Annotated in this window: 15 protein-coding genes, 1 pseudogene, 1 riboswitch and 1 other annotated feature; of the genes and pseudogenes, 7 read left to right on the top strand and 9 right to left on the bottom strand. The window is 43.3% G+C overall.

The window, feature by feature from the left end; all coding sequences use genetic code 11:
* Window positions 1-79 precede the first annotated feature (79 nt).
* Window positions 80-285: riboswitch (cobalamin riboswitch) on the bottom strand.
* Between the two features lie 80 nt (window positions 286-365).
* Window positions 366-1,142: a hypothetical protein gene (locus ACEQ1T_RS21485; RefSeq protein WP_206845499.1), complete on the bottom strand. Its 777-nt coding sequence runs from the start codon at window positions 1,140-1,142 to the stop codon at window positions 366-368.
* Between the two features lie 363 nt (window positions 1,143-1,505).
* On the opposite strand from ACEQ1T_RS21485, the gene ACEQ1T_RS21490 reads away from it, so the two are divergent.
* Both ACEQ1T_RS21490 and argS read left to right on the top strand, forming a co-directional pair.
* Window positions 1,506-2,690: an FtsW/RodA/SpoVE family cell cycle protein gene (locus ACEQ1T_RS21490; protein ID WP_206845501.1), complete on the top strand. Its 1,185-nt coding sequence runs from the start codon at window positions 1,506-1,508 to the stop codon at window positions 2,688-2,690.
* Window positions 2,691-2,720: 30 nt separating this feature from the next.
* Window positions 2,721-2,975 (top strand) — a binding site (T-box leader).
* A 45-nt stretch (window positions 2,976-3,020) separates the two neighbouring features.
* The gene (gene argS, locus ACEQ1T_RS21495) at window positions 3,021-4,706 is read left to right on the top strand and encodes an arginine--tRNA ligase (protein ID WP_370224701.1); all 1,686 of its coding nucleotides are present in this window, start codon (window positions 3,021-3,023) and stop codon (window positions 4,704-4,706) included.
* Window positions 4,707-4,718: 12 nt separating this feature from the next.
* Here argS and ACEQ1T_RS21500 read toward each other — a convergent pair whose 3' ends face one another.
* Entirely contained in the window at window positions 4,719-5,603 is an 885-nt protein-coding gene (locus tag ACEQ1T_RS21500) for a sulfite exporter TauE/SafE family protein (RefSeq protein ID WP_370224683.1), read from the bottom strand.
* Between the two features lie 183 nt (window positions 5,604-5,786).
* On the opposite strand from ACEQ1T_RS21500, the gene ACEQ1T_RS21505 reads away from it, so the two are divergent.
* The 5 genes from ACEQ1T_RS21505 to ACEQ1T_RS21525 all read left to right on the top strand — a co-directional run bounded on the left by ACEQ1T_RS21505 (window position 5,787) and on the right by ACEQ1T_RS21525 (window position 10,847).
* Entirely contained in the window at window positions 5,787-6,224 is a 438-nt protein-coding gene (locus ACEQ1T_RS21505) for a Dps family protein (protein ID WP_206845503.1), read from the top strand.
* A gap of 134 nt (window positions 6,225-6,358) precedes the next feature.
* Complete coding sequence (locus ACEQ1T_RS21510; protein WP_206845504.1) at window positions 6,359-7,252, top strand: DMT family transporter; 894 nt, start codon at window positions 6,359-6,361, stop codon at window positions 7,250-7,252.
* Window positions 7,253-7,769: 517 nt separating this feature from the next.
* A complete protein-coding gene (locus ACEQ1T_RS21515; RefSeq protein ID WP_370224684.1) occupies window positions 7,770-9,455 on the top strand; it encodes a mechanosensitive ion channel in 1,686 nt (561 codons plus the stop codon).
* 122 nt (window positions 9,456-9,577) lie between these two features.
* Window positions 9,578-10,009 carry a DUF4395 domain-containing protein gene (locus tag ACEQ1T_RS21520; protein ID WP_206845506.1) on the top strand — a complete coding sequence of 144 codons (432 nt, stop codon included), beginning with the start codon at window positions 9,578-9,580 and terminating at the stop codon, window positions 10,007-10,009.
* Window positions 10,010-10,121: 112 nt separating this feature from the next.
* A complete protein-coding gene (locus ACEQ1T_RS21525) occupies window positions 10,122-10,847 on the top strand; it encodes a YqcI/YcgG family protein (protein ID WP_370224685.1) in 726 nt (241 codons plus the stop codon).
* A gap of 118 nt (window positions 10,848-10,965) precedes the next feature.
* On the opposite strand, the gene ACEQ1T_RS21530 is transcribed toward ACEQ1T_RS21525, so the two are convergent.
* The 7 genes and pseudogenes from ACEQ1T_RS21530 to ACEQ1T_RS21560 all read right to left on the bottom strand — a co-directional run bounded on the left by ACEQ1T_RS21530 (window position 10,966) and on the right by ACEQ1T_RS21560 (window position 18,715).
* Window positions 10,966-11,751: a serine hydrolase gene (locus ACEQ1T_RS21530; RefSeq protein ID WP_206845509.1), complete on the bottom strand. Its 786-nt coding sequence runs from the start codon at window positions 11,749-11,751 to the stop codon at window positions 10,966-10,968.
* A 1-nt stretch (window position 11,752) separates the two neighbouring features.
* Window positions 11,753-12,763, bottom strand: a pseudogene (locus ACEQ1T_RS21535) (ABC transporter ATP-binding protein).
* 2 nt (window positions 12,764-12,765) lie between these two features.
* Window positions 12,766-13,695 (bottom strand): NlpC/P60 family protein, encoded by a 930-nt coding sequence (locus tag ACEQ1T_RS21540; RefSeq protein ID WP_370224686.1) that lies wholly within the window; start codon window positions 13,693-13,695, stop codon window positions 12,766-12,768.
* Window positions 13,696-13,728: 33 nt separating this feature from the next.
* A complete protein-coding gene (locus tag ACEQ1T_RS21545; protein ID WP_370224687.1) occupies window positions 13,729-14,835 on the bottom strand; it encodes a dipeptide epimerase in 1,107 nt (368 codons plus the stop codon).
* A 13-nt stretch (window positions 14,836-14,848) separates the two neighbouring features.
* Window positions 14,849-15,769, bottom strand: coding sequence for an LD-carboxypeptidase (locus ACEQ1T_RS21550; protein WP_206845516.1), 921 nt, complete (start codon window positions 15,767-15,769; stop codon window positions 14,849-14,851).
* 210 nt (window positions 15,770-15,979) lie between these two features.
* The gene (locus tag ACEQ1T_RS21555) at window positions 15,980-17,608 is read right to left on the bottom strand and encodes a peptide ABC transporter substrate-binding protein (RefSeq protein WP_206845517.1); all 1,629 of its coding nucleotides are present in this window, start codon (window positions 17,606-17,608) and stop codon (window positions 15,980-15,982) included.
* Between the two features lie 108 nt (window positions 17,609-17,716).
* Window positions 17,717-18,715, bottom strand: a complete 999-nt coding sequence (locus ACEQ1T_RS21560; RefSeq protein ID WP_370224689.1) for an ABC transporter ATP-binding protein — start codon at window positions 18,713-18,715, stop codon at window positions 17,717-17,719.

Raw genomic sequence — 18,715 nt, forward strand, 5'->3', positions numbered from 1 at the left:
AAGGAGATGTTGGTATGGTCATTTATCAATCAGTGCAAAAGGGATGGCCGGACCAAACACCTCCCTATCCTCGTAGGTTTATGGGTGCTAAGAATCAGGCAGGTCTCCTGGCTCATGGTCAATGCGTTCTGCTCCTTCCCATACATTCCTGTACAGTGGATTTGCAGACAGCTTCCATTTACAGTGGCGGGACCGCGCTGGACTTTCACCAGCTTCCCTATTAAGTCTTCAAAAGAGCCTGTTTTAAAGCTCTTTTGAGAAGACACCTGTTCTATGCGGATATAAAATTTTCTATCTCCGATTATACACCATCCCGCAGAAAAAGTAAGAGAAATTTGCTGAATGTTGTAAAAAAGTTCAGAATTCTAACGCGAGTATATTTTCCATTCTCTTGTTTTCTTATCGAACACAATCTTAGCCTCACATGGCTCTTTCACAATGGCTTCATACTCATCATACATATCATCCATATTCGCAAAATCACCAATGATCCAAATAGGAATTTCTATCCGGACCCGATTCTGTTCGATATCCTTAATGGAAAGGACCGCTCCTTCTTTCATAAGAGGCTTTAAGGAAAGCAGGACATCTCTGGTAATTGGAGGATACGTCTTTTTCTTTTTAATGCCAAGGAGCGTTTTTTCGACTTTCATCTGTCCCATTTTACCGGGGATTACTTCTCCAAGCATCCGGTAAAAATCGTTCAGATCGCGATAATATGTGCGGTTAAACCAGCCATCATCATGGGCAAGGTACACAAAGCGATTGCTCAGATAATTGTAAAAAGGCGGCTTAAGATGTTCCTTGACATGACCAAGATAAAGAAGCTCAGCAATTGTCTGGCCGGGAAGCTCATTCACCGCTTCCTCTTCCTCGAAGTCGATCCAGCAAAAATCGCCATAGCCGTATACATCATCCTCAACCAGCCTGCCCAGCTTGTCCCTTGACACATAATCGAACATCGTATGGGTATTAAAGTCCCCATGTTCAAAACGATGCTTTAACAGCAGCAGATTATTAATAGAATCTGAAAGAGTTTGGGCAAACTCTGCAAACTCAATTCCATAAGTCATCACATACTGATCCTGTTCATTAAGATGGATGTAGATGAGATCACGAATTGCATGATTCCTTCTTTTCAATGACGAAACCTCCGAACCGTTACCCAAAGTGGTGTTTTCAAAGAAAAGCACTGGGCTAGACAGATAAGAATAGCACAAGCACCTTCACAAATTAGTAAAAAGACAGCTTCCTTTGAAACTGCCTGTTAAACATCCAGTATTTTATTCTCTTATTGTAGCAAAAAAAGCTGAAAATATATTTGCCGATGAGAAAAAATTTTAAATTGCAGCATGCCCGTTTTTTTGAAAATACAGGAAACCATCGTGCTGATTCATTCGTCTAACTACATGCAGAGAAAAAATGTAATCTGTTCTCCATTGTAAGGGTTATTTTTCTTTGTTAGGATAAAAATGTAAAAAGGTAAAGAAACCAGGTGTATACAAATGAACCAGAATAATAGATTCTCAGACCGATTCGATTGGACATTATGCTTTCTTCTGCTGCTATTTTTCCTCATCAGCTGCATCGCTATTTACAGCGGACAATCCTCCAATCAATATGAAGGGAATTTTGTCGTCTCACAAATAAAAAATTATGTTGTTGGAGCTATCATTGTGGCAATTGTCATGTATTTTGACAGCGAGCAAATCAGAAGGCTTACCTGGCTGCTGTATGGTTTAGGCATCCTATTGCTTGTCGGGTTATTCATTGCACCGGAAAGCATTGCACCAGAACGCAAAGGGGCTACATTGTGGTATATCATTCCTGGACTTGGTTCTGTGCAGCCCTCAGAGTTTGTTAAGGTATTCCTTATTATTGCCCTCAGCAAAATCATCGCTGACCACCATCTAAAATATCAGGCAAAGACTGCAGGAACTGACTTTTTCCTTCTAATCAAATTAGGGGCAGCCACATTGCCTCCATTAGGATTGATCATTATTGAAGACCTGGGTACCGCCCTTGTCATCATCGCCATTTTAACAGGAATCATCCTGGTTTCCGGAATCACCTGGAAAATCCTTGTTCCGATTTATGGGATCCTTGGCGCCTTCGCGGGAACGGTGCTTTATCTGGTCATCATAGCACCAGAGATTTTGGAGAAGTACCTTGGGATAGACCCCTATCAGTTCAGCAGAATTTATTCCTGGCTTGACCCGGTTAATCACAAGCAGGGAGCCGGAATGCAGCTGTACAACTCCATGCTCGCAATCGGCTCAGGATTAATATCCGGAAAAGGGTTTACTGACAGACAGGTATATGTGCCTGATGCCCATACTGATTTTATTTTTAGCGTCATTGGCGAGGAGTACGGCTTCTTTGGTGCCAGTGTAGTAATCAGCCTTTTCTTTCTGCTTATCTATCACTTAACTAAAACCGGCTTGGAGACGACCGACCCCTTTAATACTTATATTTGTGTCGGGGTCATCAGTATGATCACCTTCCATGTATTTCAAAATATCGGTATGACAATTCAGGTACTGCCAATCACCGGCATTCCGCTGCCGTTTATCAGCTACGGCGGGAGCTCGCTTATGGGAAACATGATGGCGATGGGCCTGATTTTCAGCATTCGCTACCATCATAAGACTTATATGTTTTCAACGGATTCAAATTATGTTGCAAAATAATTCCAACCGCGTATAATAACATTAATATATTTAGTGTCTATGATGAAGAGAGTAGCAAAGGGCTCTTTCCTAAAAGCGAGACAGGGACGGTGCAAGCCTGTCGGAAAATCCTTTTTGCGAAGCGCACTTCGGAGATGCATAGCTGAAAGAAAAGTAGGCTATGCCGGGTAAGGAGTCCCGTTACCAAACCCCATAAGGAAGTTCAAATATTAGGAAACGTCCTTTTGCAAGAGGTCCTTTGGACAATCAGAGTGGTACCGCGGGCAGATTCAGCTCGTCTCTATATTTATATAGAGACGGGCTTTTTTATTTTCCAGGAGGTGTAATATGATTAATTTTAAAGCTATTTTCACAGCCCAGCTGGCTTCAGTGCTGAATGGGCAGCTTTCAGACGAAGCAATTGCAGACTTAATCGAAACGCCAAAGAATCCGGCATATGGCGATCTTGCTTTTCCCTGTTTTACACTTGCAAAAGCATTGAGGAAGTCACCTGCCTCTATTGCTGAAGAGACAGCGTGCCTGATTCAGGGACCGCATATCGAAAAAGCAGAGGCTGCTGGTCCTTACATTAATATCTTCTTTTCCAAAGAGTCAGCCGGTGCAGTCATAATGGAAAAAATTTTGAACGAAGGAAAAGAATATGGACAGCTGAATGATGGCGCAGGCAAAACAGCCGTGCTTGATTTCTCTTCGCCAAACATCGCAAAGCCCTTCTCCATGGGCCATTTGCGGTCTACGGTCATTGGAAACGCCCTCGGCAGCCTGGCCGAAAAATGCGGTTATACAGCGGTCAGAATCAACCACTTAGGCGACTGGGGCACACAATTCGGCAAGCTGATCACCGCTTATACAAAGTGGGGCAGCCCGGATAAAGTGAAGGAAAATCCCATAAAGGAACTGCTTAGCCTATATATACGCTTCCATGAAGAAGCAGAAGCTAACCCAGCCCTTGAAGATGAAGCGCGTTCCTGGTTCAAAGAGCTTGAAAACGGAAATGAGCAAGCTCAGGCACTCTGGAGCTGGTTTAGAGATGAATCATTGAAAGAATTCCAGCGGGTTTATGATATGCTTGGTATTCATTTCGACTCATACAATGGTGAAGCTTTTTATAATGATAAAATGGAACCCGTCATAGAGGAACTCATGGCAAAAGACCTGCTGGCTGAGTCTAATGGCGCAGAGGTGGTTCAACTGCCTGTTGAAGACCTCCCTCCATGCCTGATAAAAAAATCCGACGGAGCGACTCTGTATGCAACACGGGATCTCGCTGCAGCTTTTTACAGAAAAGAAACCTATCAGTTTGATCATTCCCTATACATTGTCGGTCAGGAACAGAGCATCCATTTCAGACAGGTTAAAAGCGTTATTAAAAAGATGGGTTATGAGTGGGCGGATAATATGACACATGTCCCTTTTGGCCTCTATTTAAAAGATGGGAAAAAGATGTCTACCCGAAAAGGCAGAGTCATCCTTCTTGAGGAGGTCCTGAATGAAGCAATCCTTCTGGCAAAGAACAATATCGAAGCTAAAAATCCCGGCTTGGAAAACAAAGATGAAGTCGCTGAAGCAGTCGGCATCGGGGCTATTCTGTTCCATGACCTGAAAAATGACCGCATGAATAATATTGAATTTTCACTTGAAGATATGCTGACATTTGAAGGAGAAACAGGACCCTATCTGCAATACACCAATGCCCGGGCCTATTCTCTGCTCCGCAAGGCAGACAATGTTCCATCTGCCGAAAATGGGCTATCTGATTCTTACAGCTGGGAAATTATCAAGCTGCTCTATCAGTATCCTGAAAAAATCAGACAATCTTATATGCAGCTTTCCCCTTCTGTCCTGGCTAAATATTTGATTGATGTGGCTCAAGCCTTCAATAAATATTACGGACAGGTAAGAATATTGGAGAAAGATAACGGCATCAAATCAAGACTTACCCTTGTCAAAGCAGTCACAATTGTCCTTACCGATGGCATGCAAACACTCGGCATGAAGGTGCCCCAGCAAATGTAAAAAGAGAGGCCATTATGGTCTCTCCTTTTTTGCCTTTGTGCGGGTATTTGCTTTCTGCATTTTCACAAGGCTTCTTACTAAAAATCCGCCGACAAAGATGGCCATCACCAGTAAGCCGGTATAATTCAAGTGTATTAACTTTAGAATCACACTTGCCACAGTAGCCATATATAAGGCTCCGAGCATATAGGTGATCTCTTCGTTTTCAAAATAGGAGGTAAGCTTCGCTCCAAATTGTGACCCTATGAGGCCTCCTCCTACCAGTGAAAGGCCAATCCAATAATCAATGGATATGGTTGAAGAATAAGAAACAAAGCCTGCAGTGACAATCAGCAGAATAGCAAACAAGCTGGTCCCTACTGCTTTTTTCGGCATCATCCCTAAATAAGCAACCGATAAAGGCACCATAATAAAGCCGCCGCCCACACCTAAAGTCGTAGAAACAAAGCCAGCAAAAAATCCAATGAGCACCATCTTCACAATAGATGGAGATAGTTCAGAAGGCGGAACGGCGCCTGAGGCAGACTTTTTCCCGCTTTTTAACATACCTAAAGCAAAATAAGACAGGAGAATGATATAAAACAAAGGCACTGCCCACGTATCCCAGCCCTTTTCCTCAAGAAACAGCACAAAGGGGTGTGCAGCCTGAGTAGCTGCCATGCCGCTTAGTCCAAGTATCAGCCCTTGCTTAAGCCGTATATTCTTCATCCTGATATGAGCGAAGATGCCTGAAAGGGAGGTTCCAATTGAAAAAAGCAAACTCGTGGTGATCGCTTCTACAGGAGAAAAACCAAATAGCATGAGAGTGGGAGTAAGAATAAATCCCCCGCCTACTCCAAAAAAACCGGAAAGCACACTAATAAGCGCTCCGAGTGTAATAAATAAAACGTATTCCATTTCAAATCCTCACTAACCGTTATGTCTTCCCAATTAAGCGGTACTATATCACTTTACCATAATCGTTCAGGGTTATACTGCGGATTTCTAATTTATCTTATTTATAATTATTATAAATAAGTATTGATTTTAATTTAATATTTGTTATAATAAAAATATAAATGACATAGGGGGAATATAAAAATGGAAAAATTACATGCAGCATTAAATGTACAAATCGCAAACTGGAGTGTTCTTTATACTAAATTGCACCGCTACCACTGGTTTGTAAAAGGCCCGCTTTTCTTTACCCTTCATGAAAAGTTCGAAGAATTATATAATGAAGCAGCGGAAGTTGTGGATGAGGCAGCGGAACGCCTGCTTGCAATCGGTGGCTCACCGGCAGCGACATTAAAGGAGTTCTTAAGCATCACTACTCTTGAAGAGACTAATGGGGAAAAGAAAGCAGAAGATATGGTTGCCGCTCTTACTTCCGATTATAGACAGATTAAAGAACTATTAATTTCTTTAGCCCAGCTTGCTGAGGAGCAGGAAGATCAAGTGACAGGCGACTTCGCCATCGGCCTTATGGAGAAATTAGATACGCATATTTGGATGTTAAATGCCTACTTAGGAGAATAGACGATAATAAAGAAAGAGTCAGTGAGAAAAATCACTGGCTCTTATTTTTGTGAAAAAAAATCTTTCCCCTTTAGGATCACTGAGATGTTATGATTGACCTTGCCCCATATCCTCTTTAGAAAGGAGTATCCATAATGGCAAATTTAAAATATTCATTATTTATTTTTCTTGGCGCATGCAGTTATGGCATTCTGGCATCCATTGTAAAACTTGGACTCCAGGCCGGCCACTCTGTTCCTGAATTGACCGGAAGCCAATATTTATTTGGGCTCCTTTTGCTGTTGCTTTCTTTCCCATTTATCAAAAGAACGAAAATCACCCTTAAACAAACAGCAGCTTTGTTATTGACCGGTGCCTCCCTAAGTTTAACAGGCATTCTGTATGGAATGAGCCTCGACCGGAATCCGGCCTCCATCGCTGTTGTTCTCTTATTTCAGTTCACCTGGATAGGAATTCTTTTAGAAGCCCTATATGAAAGAAAGATGCCCAGTAAAGCAAAAGTCATTTCTTCGATCTTGCTTATTATAGGGACAGTATTTGCAAGCAACCTGATTAATTCCGGGTCACATCCTATTCAAGCTGATGGCCTGATCTATGGCTTATTATCTGCGGTAACATTTGCCGTATTCATTTTTGCGAGCGGCAAGGCAGGTAAGGGAATTCCAACCATTCAGAGGAGCATCTTCATCACATTTGGCGGACTTCTTCTGGTTGCAGCTGTTTCAGGCCCCGTCTTAATAAGCGGCGGCATTCAGCTTGAAGGCCTATGGAAATTCGGCCTGCTGATGGCATTGTTCGGAGCCATTTTCCCAATTTTATTTTTTGCAATCGGTTCACCCCATTTAGATTCAGGGCTTGCCACAATTGTAGGTTCTGCCGAACTCCCGGCTGCTGTTGCTGCGGCCATGCTGATTCTAGGCGAAAGAATTTCGGAAGCACAGACTTTCGGAATTGTGCTGATCCTGATTGGAATCAGTATTCCGCAATTCTCATTGAAAAAAGCAGCAAAGAATCGATTTAGCACGTAAGGAATTTACGAGGTAAGATTTATAGAAAAGAGACTTTGGAAATGACCTCCAACGTCTCTTTTCTATAAAGTCTGTTATCTCATCGATAGGTTTTTATCATGTATTATGCGTGTCTATAACAACTGCTGTGTTTTGGTGAAGAGGCAGGATTCATAAAGCTTCCTTCTGTGTTATATCTTCTCCTGTCCGAATGAGCGCCACATTCGGACTCCTTCACCCTGTTTTCCTCTTCTCCTGTCTGAATAAGCACCACATTCGGACTCTACCACCCTGTTTTCCTCTTCTTCTGTCCGAATGAGCACCACATTCGGACTCTATCTACCTTTTTCCTCTTCCCCTGTCCGAATGAGCGCCACATTCGGACTCCATCTTCCTGTTTTCCTCTTCTTCTGTCCGAATGGGGCAAGTCAAACGCCCCTTCTGCGAAAACAATCTTGATAAAAGGACTGTTTACTCCTAAAAGCAGTGGGTATATGAAAGTATGCAATTCTACAAATTCTTTTAAGGAGTGACAATATTGGACAATAATCGGTACTGGGGCGGATTTGATTACCTTTTGGCCAAACTGCCTGATTTATTATTAGCACTATTAGTATTATTAGTTGGGTGGATGATTGCAAAAGCAATAGAAAAAGCCGTTTTAAAAGGGCTGCGCAAAACCAGCCTTGATGACAGAGTATTCCCTGATAAAGCAAATAGAAAGTATTCATCTGAGAAAATAATCAGCAAGATTATTTTCTATCTGCTGTTAGTGTTCGTATTTATCCTGTTCTTCAATATATTGGACCTCGATATTATCGCTGCACCTCTTGTGGGCATGTTCTCCTCCATAATGGCAGCAGTGCCGAGCATTTTAAAAGCAGCTCTAATTCTATTATTCGCATGGCTTATCGCCACCGGACTCAGCCTGCTGATCAGAAAGAGCGGCAGAACGCTCAAAGTTCAAGAAAAGCTTAGCAAATGGAATTTAACAGACCATATAGAGCAGCCTGCCAATGTTATTGATAACGCAGCTAAAATTGTGTTCTATCTGACATTGCTGGTATTCCTGCCGGCTGTATTGGGAGCTCTAAACATGAATGGAATCGCCGGACCGTTCACCGGCATGCTTGAAAGCATCCTGGCCTTTTTGCCTAAGCTTCTTGCAGCAGCCCTGATTTTATTTGTAGGCTGGTTCGTTGCGAAAATCGTCCGTGATATTGTAACGAATTTCCTGCAGGCTATTGGAAGTGAAAAACTGACCGCAAGACTTGGCTTAAACCGATTGTTTGAAGGGACAAGCCTGGCATCTGTGATTGGCACAGTTGTGTTTGTTCTTATTCTGATCCCAACAGTCATTGCCGCTCTAGAGAGATTGGATATTGAAGGCATTTCCGGACCTGCCATTGCCATGCTGAATGATGTCCTGACGATGCTGCCGAATATTGCTGTAGCTATATTCTTCGTGCTGATTGGAGTTTGGCTCGGAAAATGGGTACGCAAATTCGTCTCCAGTTTACTCGAACGCATTGGATTGAATTCTTACTTCTCCGGTATGGGATTAAATAAGTCTGCTGCTGCAGGCAATGGTTTAAGCTTCTCCCAGGTGATTGGCTATATTGCAGAAGTGATTATTGTCCTGTTGTTTGTGGTACAGGCTCTTAATATCCTTGGCCTTGACTTCCTGGTAACATTGGCGACAGGTGTAATTGCCTACCTGCCTCATGTGATTGCAGCTCTTGTCATTCTTGGCGTAGGTTTGTGGCTGGGAGGTCTGGTTAAGAAATTGCTAAGCACGGTTCTTCAAGGACCGCATTATAAATTCCTTGCCAATATCGCTCAGGCAGCCATTATCGCGATTTCAATCTTTATGGCACTCGATCAGCTTGGTCTCGCCGCTTCCATTGTAAATGCTGCGTTCATTCTAACGCTTGGTGCACTTGCCCTGGCATTCGGCTTATCATTTGGTCTTGGTGGAAAGGATTTTGCAGCCAAGTATCTTCAAAAGCTTGATCGTAAAATTGAAGAAACAACTATTAACAAAGATGCCGATACGAAAGCAGTGATGAAAGAAGCCATGCCTGAAATGAAACCAGGCAACGCCACTAGTACTTTTGATAAACCGATTAACCCAACAAGCCCAGATCCGTCTATGAATCCTGCAAACGACCCATTAAATCCGCGCAATAACCGGATGGATGAAAACAATGGGCCACTGAAATAATTTTTGAAGCACGTCCCTGTGGGCGTGCTTTTTTATTTTCCAGGCTTTTTCTCTTCACAAAAACCTGCAATTTAAGTAAACTAATAATACCTATAAAACCAATGAGAAAGGTCGGAAAATAATTGGCAAATACACCGGTTTCTATTCCCCGTCCGCTCGTAAGAACCAATCAATGGTCGATCGTATTAAGTGTTTTAGCTTCGTGGCTTATCGGAGAAGCATGGATTCTTGCCATCCCCCTACTTGCAGGTATAATGGGCTTATTGTTCAGCTACAATCCCATTATGCGTACAGCAAAACATTTTCTGAGAAAAAATCCTGCTGATTACATTCCCGAAGACTGGGAGCAGCAGCAATTTAATCAAGTGATTGCCGTTGCCTGCCTGGCGCTGGGCCTAATAAGCTTTCTTCTGGGCTGGACAGCTGCAGGGTATGTTTTTACAGCTATGGTAGCCCTATCAGCATTTGTTGCCATTCTGGGATTTTGCATAGGCTGTTTTATCCGCTTTCAGTTCAATCAATATAAATACCGAAAATCATTAGATAAAGCTTAAGGCAGCCAACACGGCTGTCTTTTTCTTTTTCTTTTTCGTTTCCACTCAGCTAGTTTCAAAGGACTTTTTAAGGGGTACATATTTCATAAGTAAATCATTCTGAGGTGAAAAAATGAAAACTGCCAGTAAGTTTCTCTTAACAAAAGAGGATATGACTAACCCCGAAATTGTGCCTGAGTGGGTTATTCAAGAATATAAAACATTTCATGATACGGTTACAGATAAAACCTTCCCGTGCTATTTTGGAATGACTGCTGAGATGCGCGGCGAATTGAGATATGCCTATATTACACAGGAGGACTGGTCTAACCTGCCGGAAGCCCTCGAATCCTTTATCGAGCTATTTGACGCACCAAAACTGATTCGACATGGCTTGTTTGTATTTGTGGAGCCGGAAACAGATGAAAACCCGCTTGAACATTACAGAAAATATTTCTGGAATATCCTTCAGTACCTGCATAAGGTTGATACAAAGCCTTGGCCAAAGGATTATCCGACAGATCCTGACCATCATTTATGGGCGTTTTCTTTTGCCGAGGAACCATTCTTTGTGTTTGGAAATGCGCCTGCCTACAAGCAGAGAAAGACGAGGGATTTGGGCAATAGCCTTGTGCTCGGTTTCCAGCCGCGCCGCATTTTTGAAGGCCTTGAAGGCACCTCTAAAGGCGGCATCATGTCCAGGGAAAAAGTAAGGGAACGGGTTGAAAAATGGGATGGCCTCCCTACCCATCCAAACATCAGCCATTATGGCGATCCCGAACACCGTGAGTGGAAACAATACTTTATCGGTGATGACATTAAACCAATCGAAGGGAAATGCCCTTTTCATCATAAATAATTTTGAAAGCGCAGCGCCTAACGCACGAATTATCTTCGAGGAACGTCCATCTCCTAATTTTACCTGAAAAGCAAAAACTGCATAAATAAATAAGGAACCGTTCTCAGTATACGGTTCCTTATTTTAGGGTTATATATTGATTAATGAGACTGCCGATTGCGGACAGTAATTCTCTGCCCGCTGCCTGGCTTTGAAGCTGGTCCACAAGTACAGCGGCGTAAACAGTTTTTCCTTTATGGGTAAATATGCAGCAATCATGCTCTATTCCTGGAAGTTCGCCTGTTTTGCTGGCAACCTTGACTTTTTCCGTGTCTATCGTGTTTGCAAGTTTGTTTTTGTACTGCTGTTTTTCCAATATATCCAGTGCTTTTTGTGTGTATTTCCCGGTTAAAAGTGACTGCTCTGCCAACGCCTTTATGCCAGACACCATATCCCTGGCAGTCGTAGTGTTGTCCATGCCGTTTTTCAATGCCTCAAAGTCCATCATCTTCCTGTTTAATTCTGTACAATTATACCCCAAACCTTTGATTAGCTGATTGATTTTCTCTATTCCCAGCCTCTCAATGATTAAATTAGTTGCTGTATTATCAGATACAATGATCATGAGCGTCATTAAGTCTATAAACTTCACCTTCAGACCCTTGCTCATGGACTGCAATACCCCGGCTCCTCCAACCCGGGCAGCATCCTTCACCTCTGCTTCTTCATCAAGCTGAAGCATCCCTTTTTCTGCCTGTGAAAGCCCCGCGAGTAAAATGGGAACCTTAATCAAGCTTGCGGAAGAGATAACATCATCGGCATTTGTTTCGATTACACCATCTTCTGTATGGATATATACGGAAACGCGGCCGTCACAGCAGCTGGCCAATTTAAGAATTTCCGCTTTGAAAGTATGAAAGTTCATTTTATTTCGCAGCGGCTACTTGCGGCCGGTTATGGTCGCCCGTTACCTTTTCATTATATAAATGGCAGGCCACAAAGTGATCCTTCTCAATCTCCTGCCACTCAGGCTTCATGGAAGCACAGGCCTCCATCGCATAAGGGCAGCGCGTGCGGAATACGCAGCCGCTAGGAGGATTCATCGGACTCGGGAGTTCCCCTTCCAAAATAATTCTTTCCCGGTGATCCTCGACATCAGGGTCAGGGATGGGAATCGCCGACAGCAAGGCCTGTGTATAAGGGTGAAGCGGATTTTTATATAAGTTTTCGCTAGTGGTTAATTCCACTAGATTCCCCAAATACATAACGCCAATTCTGTCGCTGATATGTTTGACCATCGAGAGATCATGGGCGATAAATAAGTAGGTTAGACCTTTTTTCTTTTGAAGCCCTTTAAGCAGATTGACTACCTGGGCTTGTACCGATACATCAAGTGCGGAGATCGGCTCATCAGCAATAATAAATTCCGGATCAAGCGCCAAAGCCCGGGCAATTCCAATTCTTTGCCTCTGTCCGCCGCTGAATTCATGCGGATAGCGGTTGGCATGATCGCGGTTAAGACCCACATCCTCCAGAAGCTGATAGACCCGCTCAAGCCGTTCCTTTTTGTTCGGATATAATCCATGCACTTCCATGGGCTCCGAAATAATCTCCTGGACGGTTGACCGCGGATTTAACGAAGCATATGGATCCTGAAAGATCATCTGCATCTTCCTGTGAAAAGCAAATCTTTCTTTTTCAGTCATGGTATGGACATTCTTTCCGTCATAAAGGACTTCGCCTTCTGTACGGTTGTATAAACCAATAATTGTACGCCCTGCGGTTGATTTTCCGCAGCCGGATTAGCCGACAATCCCGAAAGTTTCGCCTTGTTTGATATGAAAGGAGACATCATCAACTGCCTTCAGAGTCTGGCCTTTCCCCATTGAAAAATGCTTTTTTAAATGATTGACCTGTAAGAGTGCTTCTTTTGACATATTTATTCCCCCGTCTCTTGCCAGTAACGTCTAGCTGCACATAATTCCTTTTCATAGATAGTATCTTTCAAGTCGATAATTTCGATGGTTTTACCGGTATTAGGAGAATGAAGCAGCTTTCCATCACCATAATAGATGCCTACATGATGGAGTTTGCCTTTTCCTTCTTCATAAGCAAAAAATAATAAGTCCCCGGGTTCAATGGCGTCAAGTTCAACCAGTTTCCCTGCTTCCGCCTGATCATGGGCATCACGGGGGATGATATATCCATTTGCTTTGCACATAGAATAGCTGAAGCCTGAGCAGTCATATCCAAAGCTGCTCATGCCGCCCCATAGATATGGCAGGCCTAAAAATTGTACCCCCGCATCGATGATGTCTTTTCCGTTGCCTTTCCGTATAGCCCCGATTGATTCATACACCTGCACATCTTCAGGTTTTAGACATCCTGTTCCCTCAGGTGTCTGCACCTGAATCCACTCGGCTTCTTCTTTTAACACCGGGAGTATAGTTTGATAGCTTAGAACAAGTTCAGGCTCTCTATCATTAGAATAGAGCGTTGCCTTTTTCTTCTGAATGACCGCAGCCTTTCTGCTATCAAGCTTCCAATCTTCATTTTTTGTTAGCTGGGCTATCGGCACCCATCCAGGGTATCCTCTCCCGTCCTTAGAAGAAGGCTGGCTCGGCACAACAACATGAACCCACCCATCCTTCTCCTCCAATACAATTACTTCTTCTCCGTACAGAACTTGTGATTGAACAAGATTCCCATTGCAAAGTTCCAGCCTGGGTTCATATGTGAGTTTTTCAAGCCAGGAATCCAGATGAACTGGATTGGTGATGGCGTCAAGGTCTATTTCTCTTGATGAATCACTTGCTGTCCACAAGGTTGCAGCAGGAACCGAAACCAGCCATTTTTGCTGAATTGCCAAAACGAATTCCTCCTTTAAATTATCCATACTTTATCAGGAAGTTAGTTCCTGCTTGTTTACGATTAACGATACATTCCTGATGCCAAGGCCGTGTTCGGATGGCAGGGTGATTTTGCGGCCGGAATATTGAATTCCGCCTTCTACAATTTCTTTTGCCATCATCAATGGGGCGTCAAAATCAAAACGGGTTATATTCTTTTTGCTTGCGGCAAAGTGGGCTGCGGCCGTAATGCCGATCTTGGTTTCAATCATGCTGCCTACCATGCACTCCATCCCGCATACTTCAGCGAGCTGATTGATGATCTGCGCCTGATAAATACCGCCTGATTTCATCAGCTTAATATTAATCAAATCAGCACTTCGCGTTTTAATGATTTCAAATGCCTGCTTCGGAGAAAAGACGCTTTCATCTGCCATAATCGGTGTATCAACCGCATCGGTAACTTGCTTAAGGCCCTCTATATCCCATGCCTTCACAGGCTGTTCGACAAGCTCAATATTCAAGTCCAAAGCTTCCATTTTTCGAATGGCATAGATAGCATCCTTTGATTTCCAGCCCTGATTGGCATCCAGGCGGATTTTAATCTTAGGTCCGACTCGTGTGCGTATTTCTCTAATTCTCTCAATATCTGTTAAAATATCATCCTTGCCGACTTTCACCTTAAGGACATTAAAGCCTTGCTGAACATAGGAAACAGCATCTTCCCCCATTTCCTCCGGGCCATTGACGCTTATCGTATAATCCGTTTCCACCTCATTTTTATGCCCGCCTAAAAATTGGTAAAGAGGCAGTTTGCACTGCTGTGCAAGACAATCATACAATGCCATATCCACCGCTGCCTTTGCACTCGGATTTCCTATCAAAGCTGACTGAATTCCCTGGAAGATATCCTCATAGTTTAGAAGGCTCTTATTGACCAGCATCGGCTTTAATACATGATGAATGGCGGATTCGATGCTTGATAGGCTGTCTCCTGTGATTACCACAGTTGGAGGGGCCTCCCCCCAGCCGGCAATACCGTTATCGCAAGTTACTTTTACAACAATCGTTTCAGCTGTCTCAACCGTTCTCAAAGCTGTTTTAAATGGTTTTTTCAGTGGTACCGCAGCTCTAAATGTTTCGATCGTGTTTATTTTCATCCATACCACCCTTTTACTTAACGCCGCTTTCGATTATCAGCTTTTTACCGGCCGCATCCAATTTTGCACTTACACCTAATGGCACAGAAATATGCGGAGAGCAATGGCCGATATTAAAGCCCTTTACAGCCGGCTTATTCACCCTTTTTATATACGTATCAAGCACTTCATCCAGTTCTAAGGAAAGTTCTCTTTCCGGGACGCAATTATTAAAGTCCCCGATGATAAAGCCGGCCGCATCCTCAAGCTTCCCGGCCATATGCAGCTGGTTTAGCATGCGGTCGACCGCACGGGGCTCTTCATTGATGTCTTCAATAAGCACAAGCTTATCTTTTGTATCAATTTCATATGGTGTTCCAATCGTGCTGGACAGGAGAGACAGATTGCCGCCCGTTAAGATTCCTGAAGCACTCCCGCTCACCAGCGTCTCCAGATTCGAAATCCCTTCCGGATAGTCAAGCGTTACAGGCTTAAATAACTGGTTAAAATACTGCTTTGATAGTGGATCAGCATCCTCCTTGCCAATATCGGATGCCAGCATCGGGCCATGGAAGGTGACCAATCCTGTCTGCTGGCGGATTGCAGTATGCAGGAATGTAATATCACTATAGCCCCAGAAAATTTTCGGGTTTTCTTTAATAAGGCTGTAGTCAATTTGGGATGCAATTCTCCCTGTGCCATAGCCGCCGCCTGCGCAAATGATTGCTTTGACTTCCTTATCCAGAAACATTTTATGTAAATCTGCCAGCCGGTCCTCGTCATTTCCGGCAAGGTATCCATATTGATCAGTCACATGATCGCCCATTTTTACCTTTACGCCAAGCTCCTCCAAAAAGGCCAGGGATCGCTTTAGGTTTTCCTGATTGGGCGGGCTTGCCGGTGCTATAATTCCAATAGCATCGCCTTTTTCCAAGCGCTGAGGTTTCATTGCCATGCTGCCACATCCTTTTAGTTGTTTATTAGCATTATATGCTCCTTAAGTAAAAGCATTGTTTGGGAAATGAAATAATTGTCGAGGATATAAGCTAAAATTCGAGAAAATATATTATTTTTCGGGAAATAATTCAGAATGCTACTCTGAAAAAAAGGGATGTTCACACGAACACCCCTTTTCCTGTCACTTTCACGTCAAGCCGAAGAAGTATTACTTTTTATCTGCCCATTTAAGCTCCAGGTATCCAACCGGATGGCGGACGATTCCTGAAACTGCATCATTATAGAGATAAACCTGGTTGTAGTAATGGATAGGGATAATCGGCATTTCTTCGAATAAGATTTTTTCAGCTTCATACATCAGTTCAAAGCGTTTTGCTTCGTCTGCTTCATTCTTTGCATCTTTAATCAGCTGATCGTATTTCTCGTTGCTCCAGCCAGTGCGGTTCATGGAATGTCCTGTCTGGAAGTTTTCAAGGAAGTTGATTGGGTCAGCATAGTCAGCAAGGAATGAGCTGCGTGATAATTGGAATTTAAGCGCTTTTTGTTCTTCAGCAAATACATTCCATTCCATGTTGGCAAGCTTTACTTCAACGCCAAGGTTTTCTTTGAACATTTGCTGAAGTGCTTCAGCTATTTTCTTATGTGTATCATCCGTGCTGTATGTTAAGGTAACTTCCGGAAGCTTATCATATCCTTCTTCTTCCATACCTTTTTCAAGTAATGCCTTCGCTTCTTCTGCATTTGTTTTTACAAGGTCACCCGATACTTCACGGAAATCTTTTCCTGTAGGATCAGCAAAACCATATGAAACAAATCCATATGCTGGCTTTTCACCATTCTTTGTGACGAAATCAACAATTTGCTGCTGGTCCACTGCCATCGCAAATGCTTTACGGATGTTTAGATTCTGGAATGGCTCCATGTTTACATTAAATCGATAGAAATAATCTCCAGCCTGGTCTTCAACCTTTGCTTCTCCCAGCAGCTGCTCGCTTAGCTCAGAAGGTACATCAGATACATCCAGTTCTCCCGATTGATACATTTGATATTCTGTATTTGTATCATCAATGATTGCCCAGTGAATTTTATCAAGCTTTACAGTCTCAGCATCCCAATACTGATCGTTTTTCTCCATCACAAAATGGCTGTCATGCTCCCATTCCGTTAAGTTGAAAGGCCCATTTCCGACAAAGGATTCAGCTTCAGCAAACCACTTCGGATTTTCTGTTGCAACTTTTTCGTTAATTGGGAAAAACGCAGGATTAGTAATCACACTTAAGAAGTAAGCTTGCGGACTAACTAAAGTAACTTCAAATGTTTTGTCATCAACTGCTTTTACTTTTACCTCATCAGCTGATCCTTCCCCATTGTTATAAGCTTCTCCGCCTTCAATGAAGTAGCCGAGGAAAGCGGCTGAAGAACCAGTATCAGGATTTAAAAGGCGCTTCCATGCAAATTCGAAGTCACCTGCAGTTACAGGATCACCATTTGACCATTTTGCATCCTCACGGATATGAAAGGTGTAAGTCTTTCCATCTTCTGAGATATCCCATTTTTCAGCAATTGCTGCTTCTGGTTCATGATCTTGCCCAAGACGGGTCAAACCTTCCATCAAGTTGTTCAGTGCGCTCCAGGAAACAGAGTCAAAGCCGATAGGAGGGTCAAACGAAGTCGGCTCCTGGCCATTGTTCAAATAAAGTACTTTTTCAGCACTTTCTTCTTCTTTCTTGCCATCATCCTTGCTGTCTGATTCATTGCCGGCATTTTCATTTGCCGTACAGGCTGCCATGACAAATAGCAATACGCCCGCCAGCAGCAGTGATAAAAACTTTTTCATTCTTTTTCCCCCTCTTAAAATATATTTCTTTATCTATCAGCTGGCTGTTTGACAGCTGATAGAATCATAACTTTCAAAGTACCGGTCCGGCACTTTGAAAGGAAAAACCTATTTTACACCTGCAAGCATTTTCTGTGCCCGCTCATCCTGGAGCCAGCAATCTACATGATGATCCTGGCTTAAATGAGTTTTATATGGATAGACCCGGTCACATACTTCCATTGCGAAGCCGCATCTGGCAGCAAATGGGCAGCCAGCCGGCGGAGCGAATAAATCCGGAGGTGATCCGCCAATGGGAACAAGATCAGCTCCGTCCAAATCAAGACGCGGAACTGAATTCAGCAGGCCCTTCGTATAGGGATGCTGAGGATTATAGAAGATTTCCCTTCTTTCACCGGCTTCCACTATTTTTCCTGCATACATCACGGCAATGCGATCCGCTACTTGAGCGACAACCCCCAGGTCATGGGTAATGATGATTATAGATACCCCTGTTTTCCTCTGTATATCTTTAAACAAATCCAATATTTGAGCTTGAATCGTTACATCAAGTGCTGTAGTGGGTTCATCGGCAATCAGCACTTCCGGTTCACAGACAAGGGCCATGGCAATCACAATCCGCTGCCTCATCCCTCCGCTGAACTGGTGCGGATAATGCTTCAATCTTTCGGACGGATTTGGAATCCCAACTAAATTTAGCATTTCCAGGGCCTTTTTACGGGCATCCTGCCGGGAAATGGATTCATGCTGCATAATTCCTTCAATAATTTGCTCCCCAATGGTAATCGTAGGGTTCAAAGCGGTCATTGGATCCTGAAAGATCATCGAAATGTCTGCACCGCGAATATCCCGCATCTCAGACTCTTTTAATTTAGTCAAATCCTTCCCTTTAAAAAGGACAGCGCCATCAGCTATTCTCCCTGGCGGGGATGGAATCAGCCGCATGATGCTCTGGGAAGTCACGCTTTTTCCGCAGCCGGATTCACCGACTATCGCAAGGGTTTCTCCCTTATACAAATCAAATGTTACTCCCCTTACAGCCTGGACTTCACCGCCATAAGTGGTAAATGTGACATGCAGGTCTTTTACTTCCAGTACTTTCTCCAT

Origin of the sequence: Cytobacillus sp. (assembly GCF_964223445.1) — a bacterium.
Lineage (GTDB): Bacteria > Bacillota > Bacilli > Bacillales > Cytobacillaceae > Cytobacillus.

Coding starts and splice junctions, on each gene's coding strand:
- ACEQ1T_RS21505 (WP_206845503.1), top strand. CDS start 5,787: ATGGAAAAATTACATGCAGCATTAAATGTACAAATCGCAAACTGGAGT.
- ACEQ1T_RS21530 (WP_206845509.1), bottom strand. CDS start 11,751: ATGAACTTTCATACTTTCAAAGCGGAAATTCTTAAATTGGCCAGCTGC.
- ACEQ1T_RS21555 (WP_206845517.1), bottom strand. CDS start 17,608: ATGAAAAAGTTTTTATCACTGCTGCTGGCGGGCGTATTGCTATTTGTC.
- ACEQ1T_RS21560 (WP_370224689.1), bottom strand. CDS start 18,715: ATGGAGAAAGTACTGGAAGTAAAAGACCTGCATGTCACATTTACCACT.
- ACEQ1T_RS21500 (WP_370224683.1), bottom strand. CDS start 5,603: ATGGAATACGTTTTATTTATTACACTCGGAGCGCTTATTAGTGTGCTT.
- ACEQ1T_RS21545 (WP_370224687.1), bottom strand. CDS start 14,835: ATGAAAATAAACACGATCGAAACATTTAGAGCTGCGGTACCACTGAAA.
- ACEQ1T_RS21550 (WP_206845516.1), bottom strand. CDS start 15,769: ATGGCAATGAAACCTCAGCGCTTGGAAAAAGGCGATGCTATTGGAATT.
- ACEQ1T_RS21490 (WP_206845501.1), top strand. CDS start 1,506: ATGAACCAGAATAATAGATTCTCAGACCGATTCGATTGGACATTATGC.
- ACEQ1T_RS21510 (WP_206845504.1), top strand. CDS start 6,359: ATGGCAAATTTAAAATATTCATTATTTATTTTTCTTGGCGCATGCAGT.
- ACEQ1T_RS21525 (WP_370224685.1), top strand. CDS start 10,122: ATGAAAACTGCCAGTAAGTTTCTCTTAACAAAAGAGGATATGACTAAC.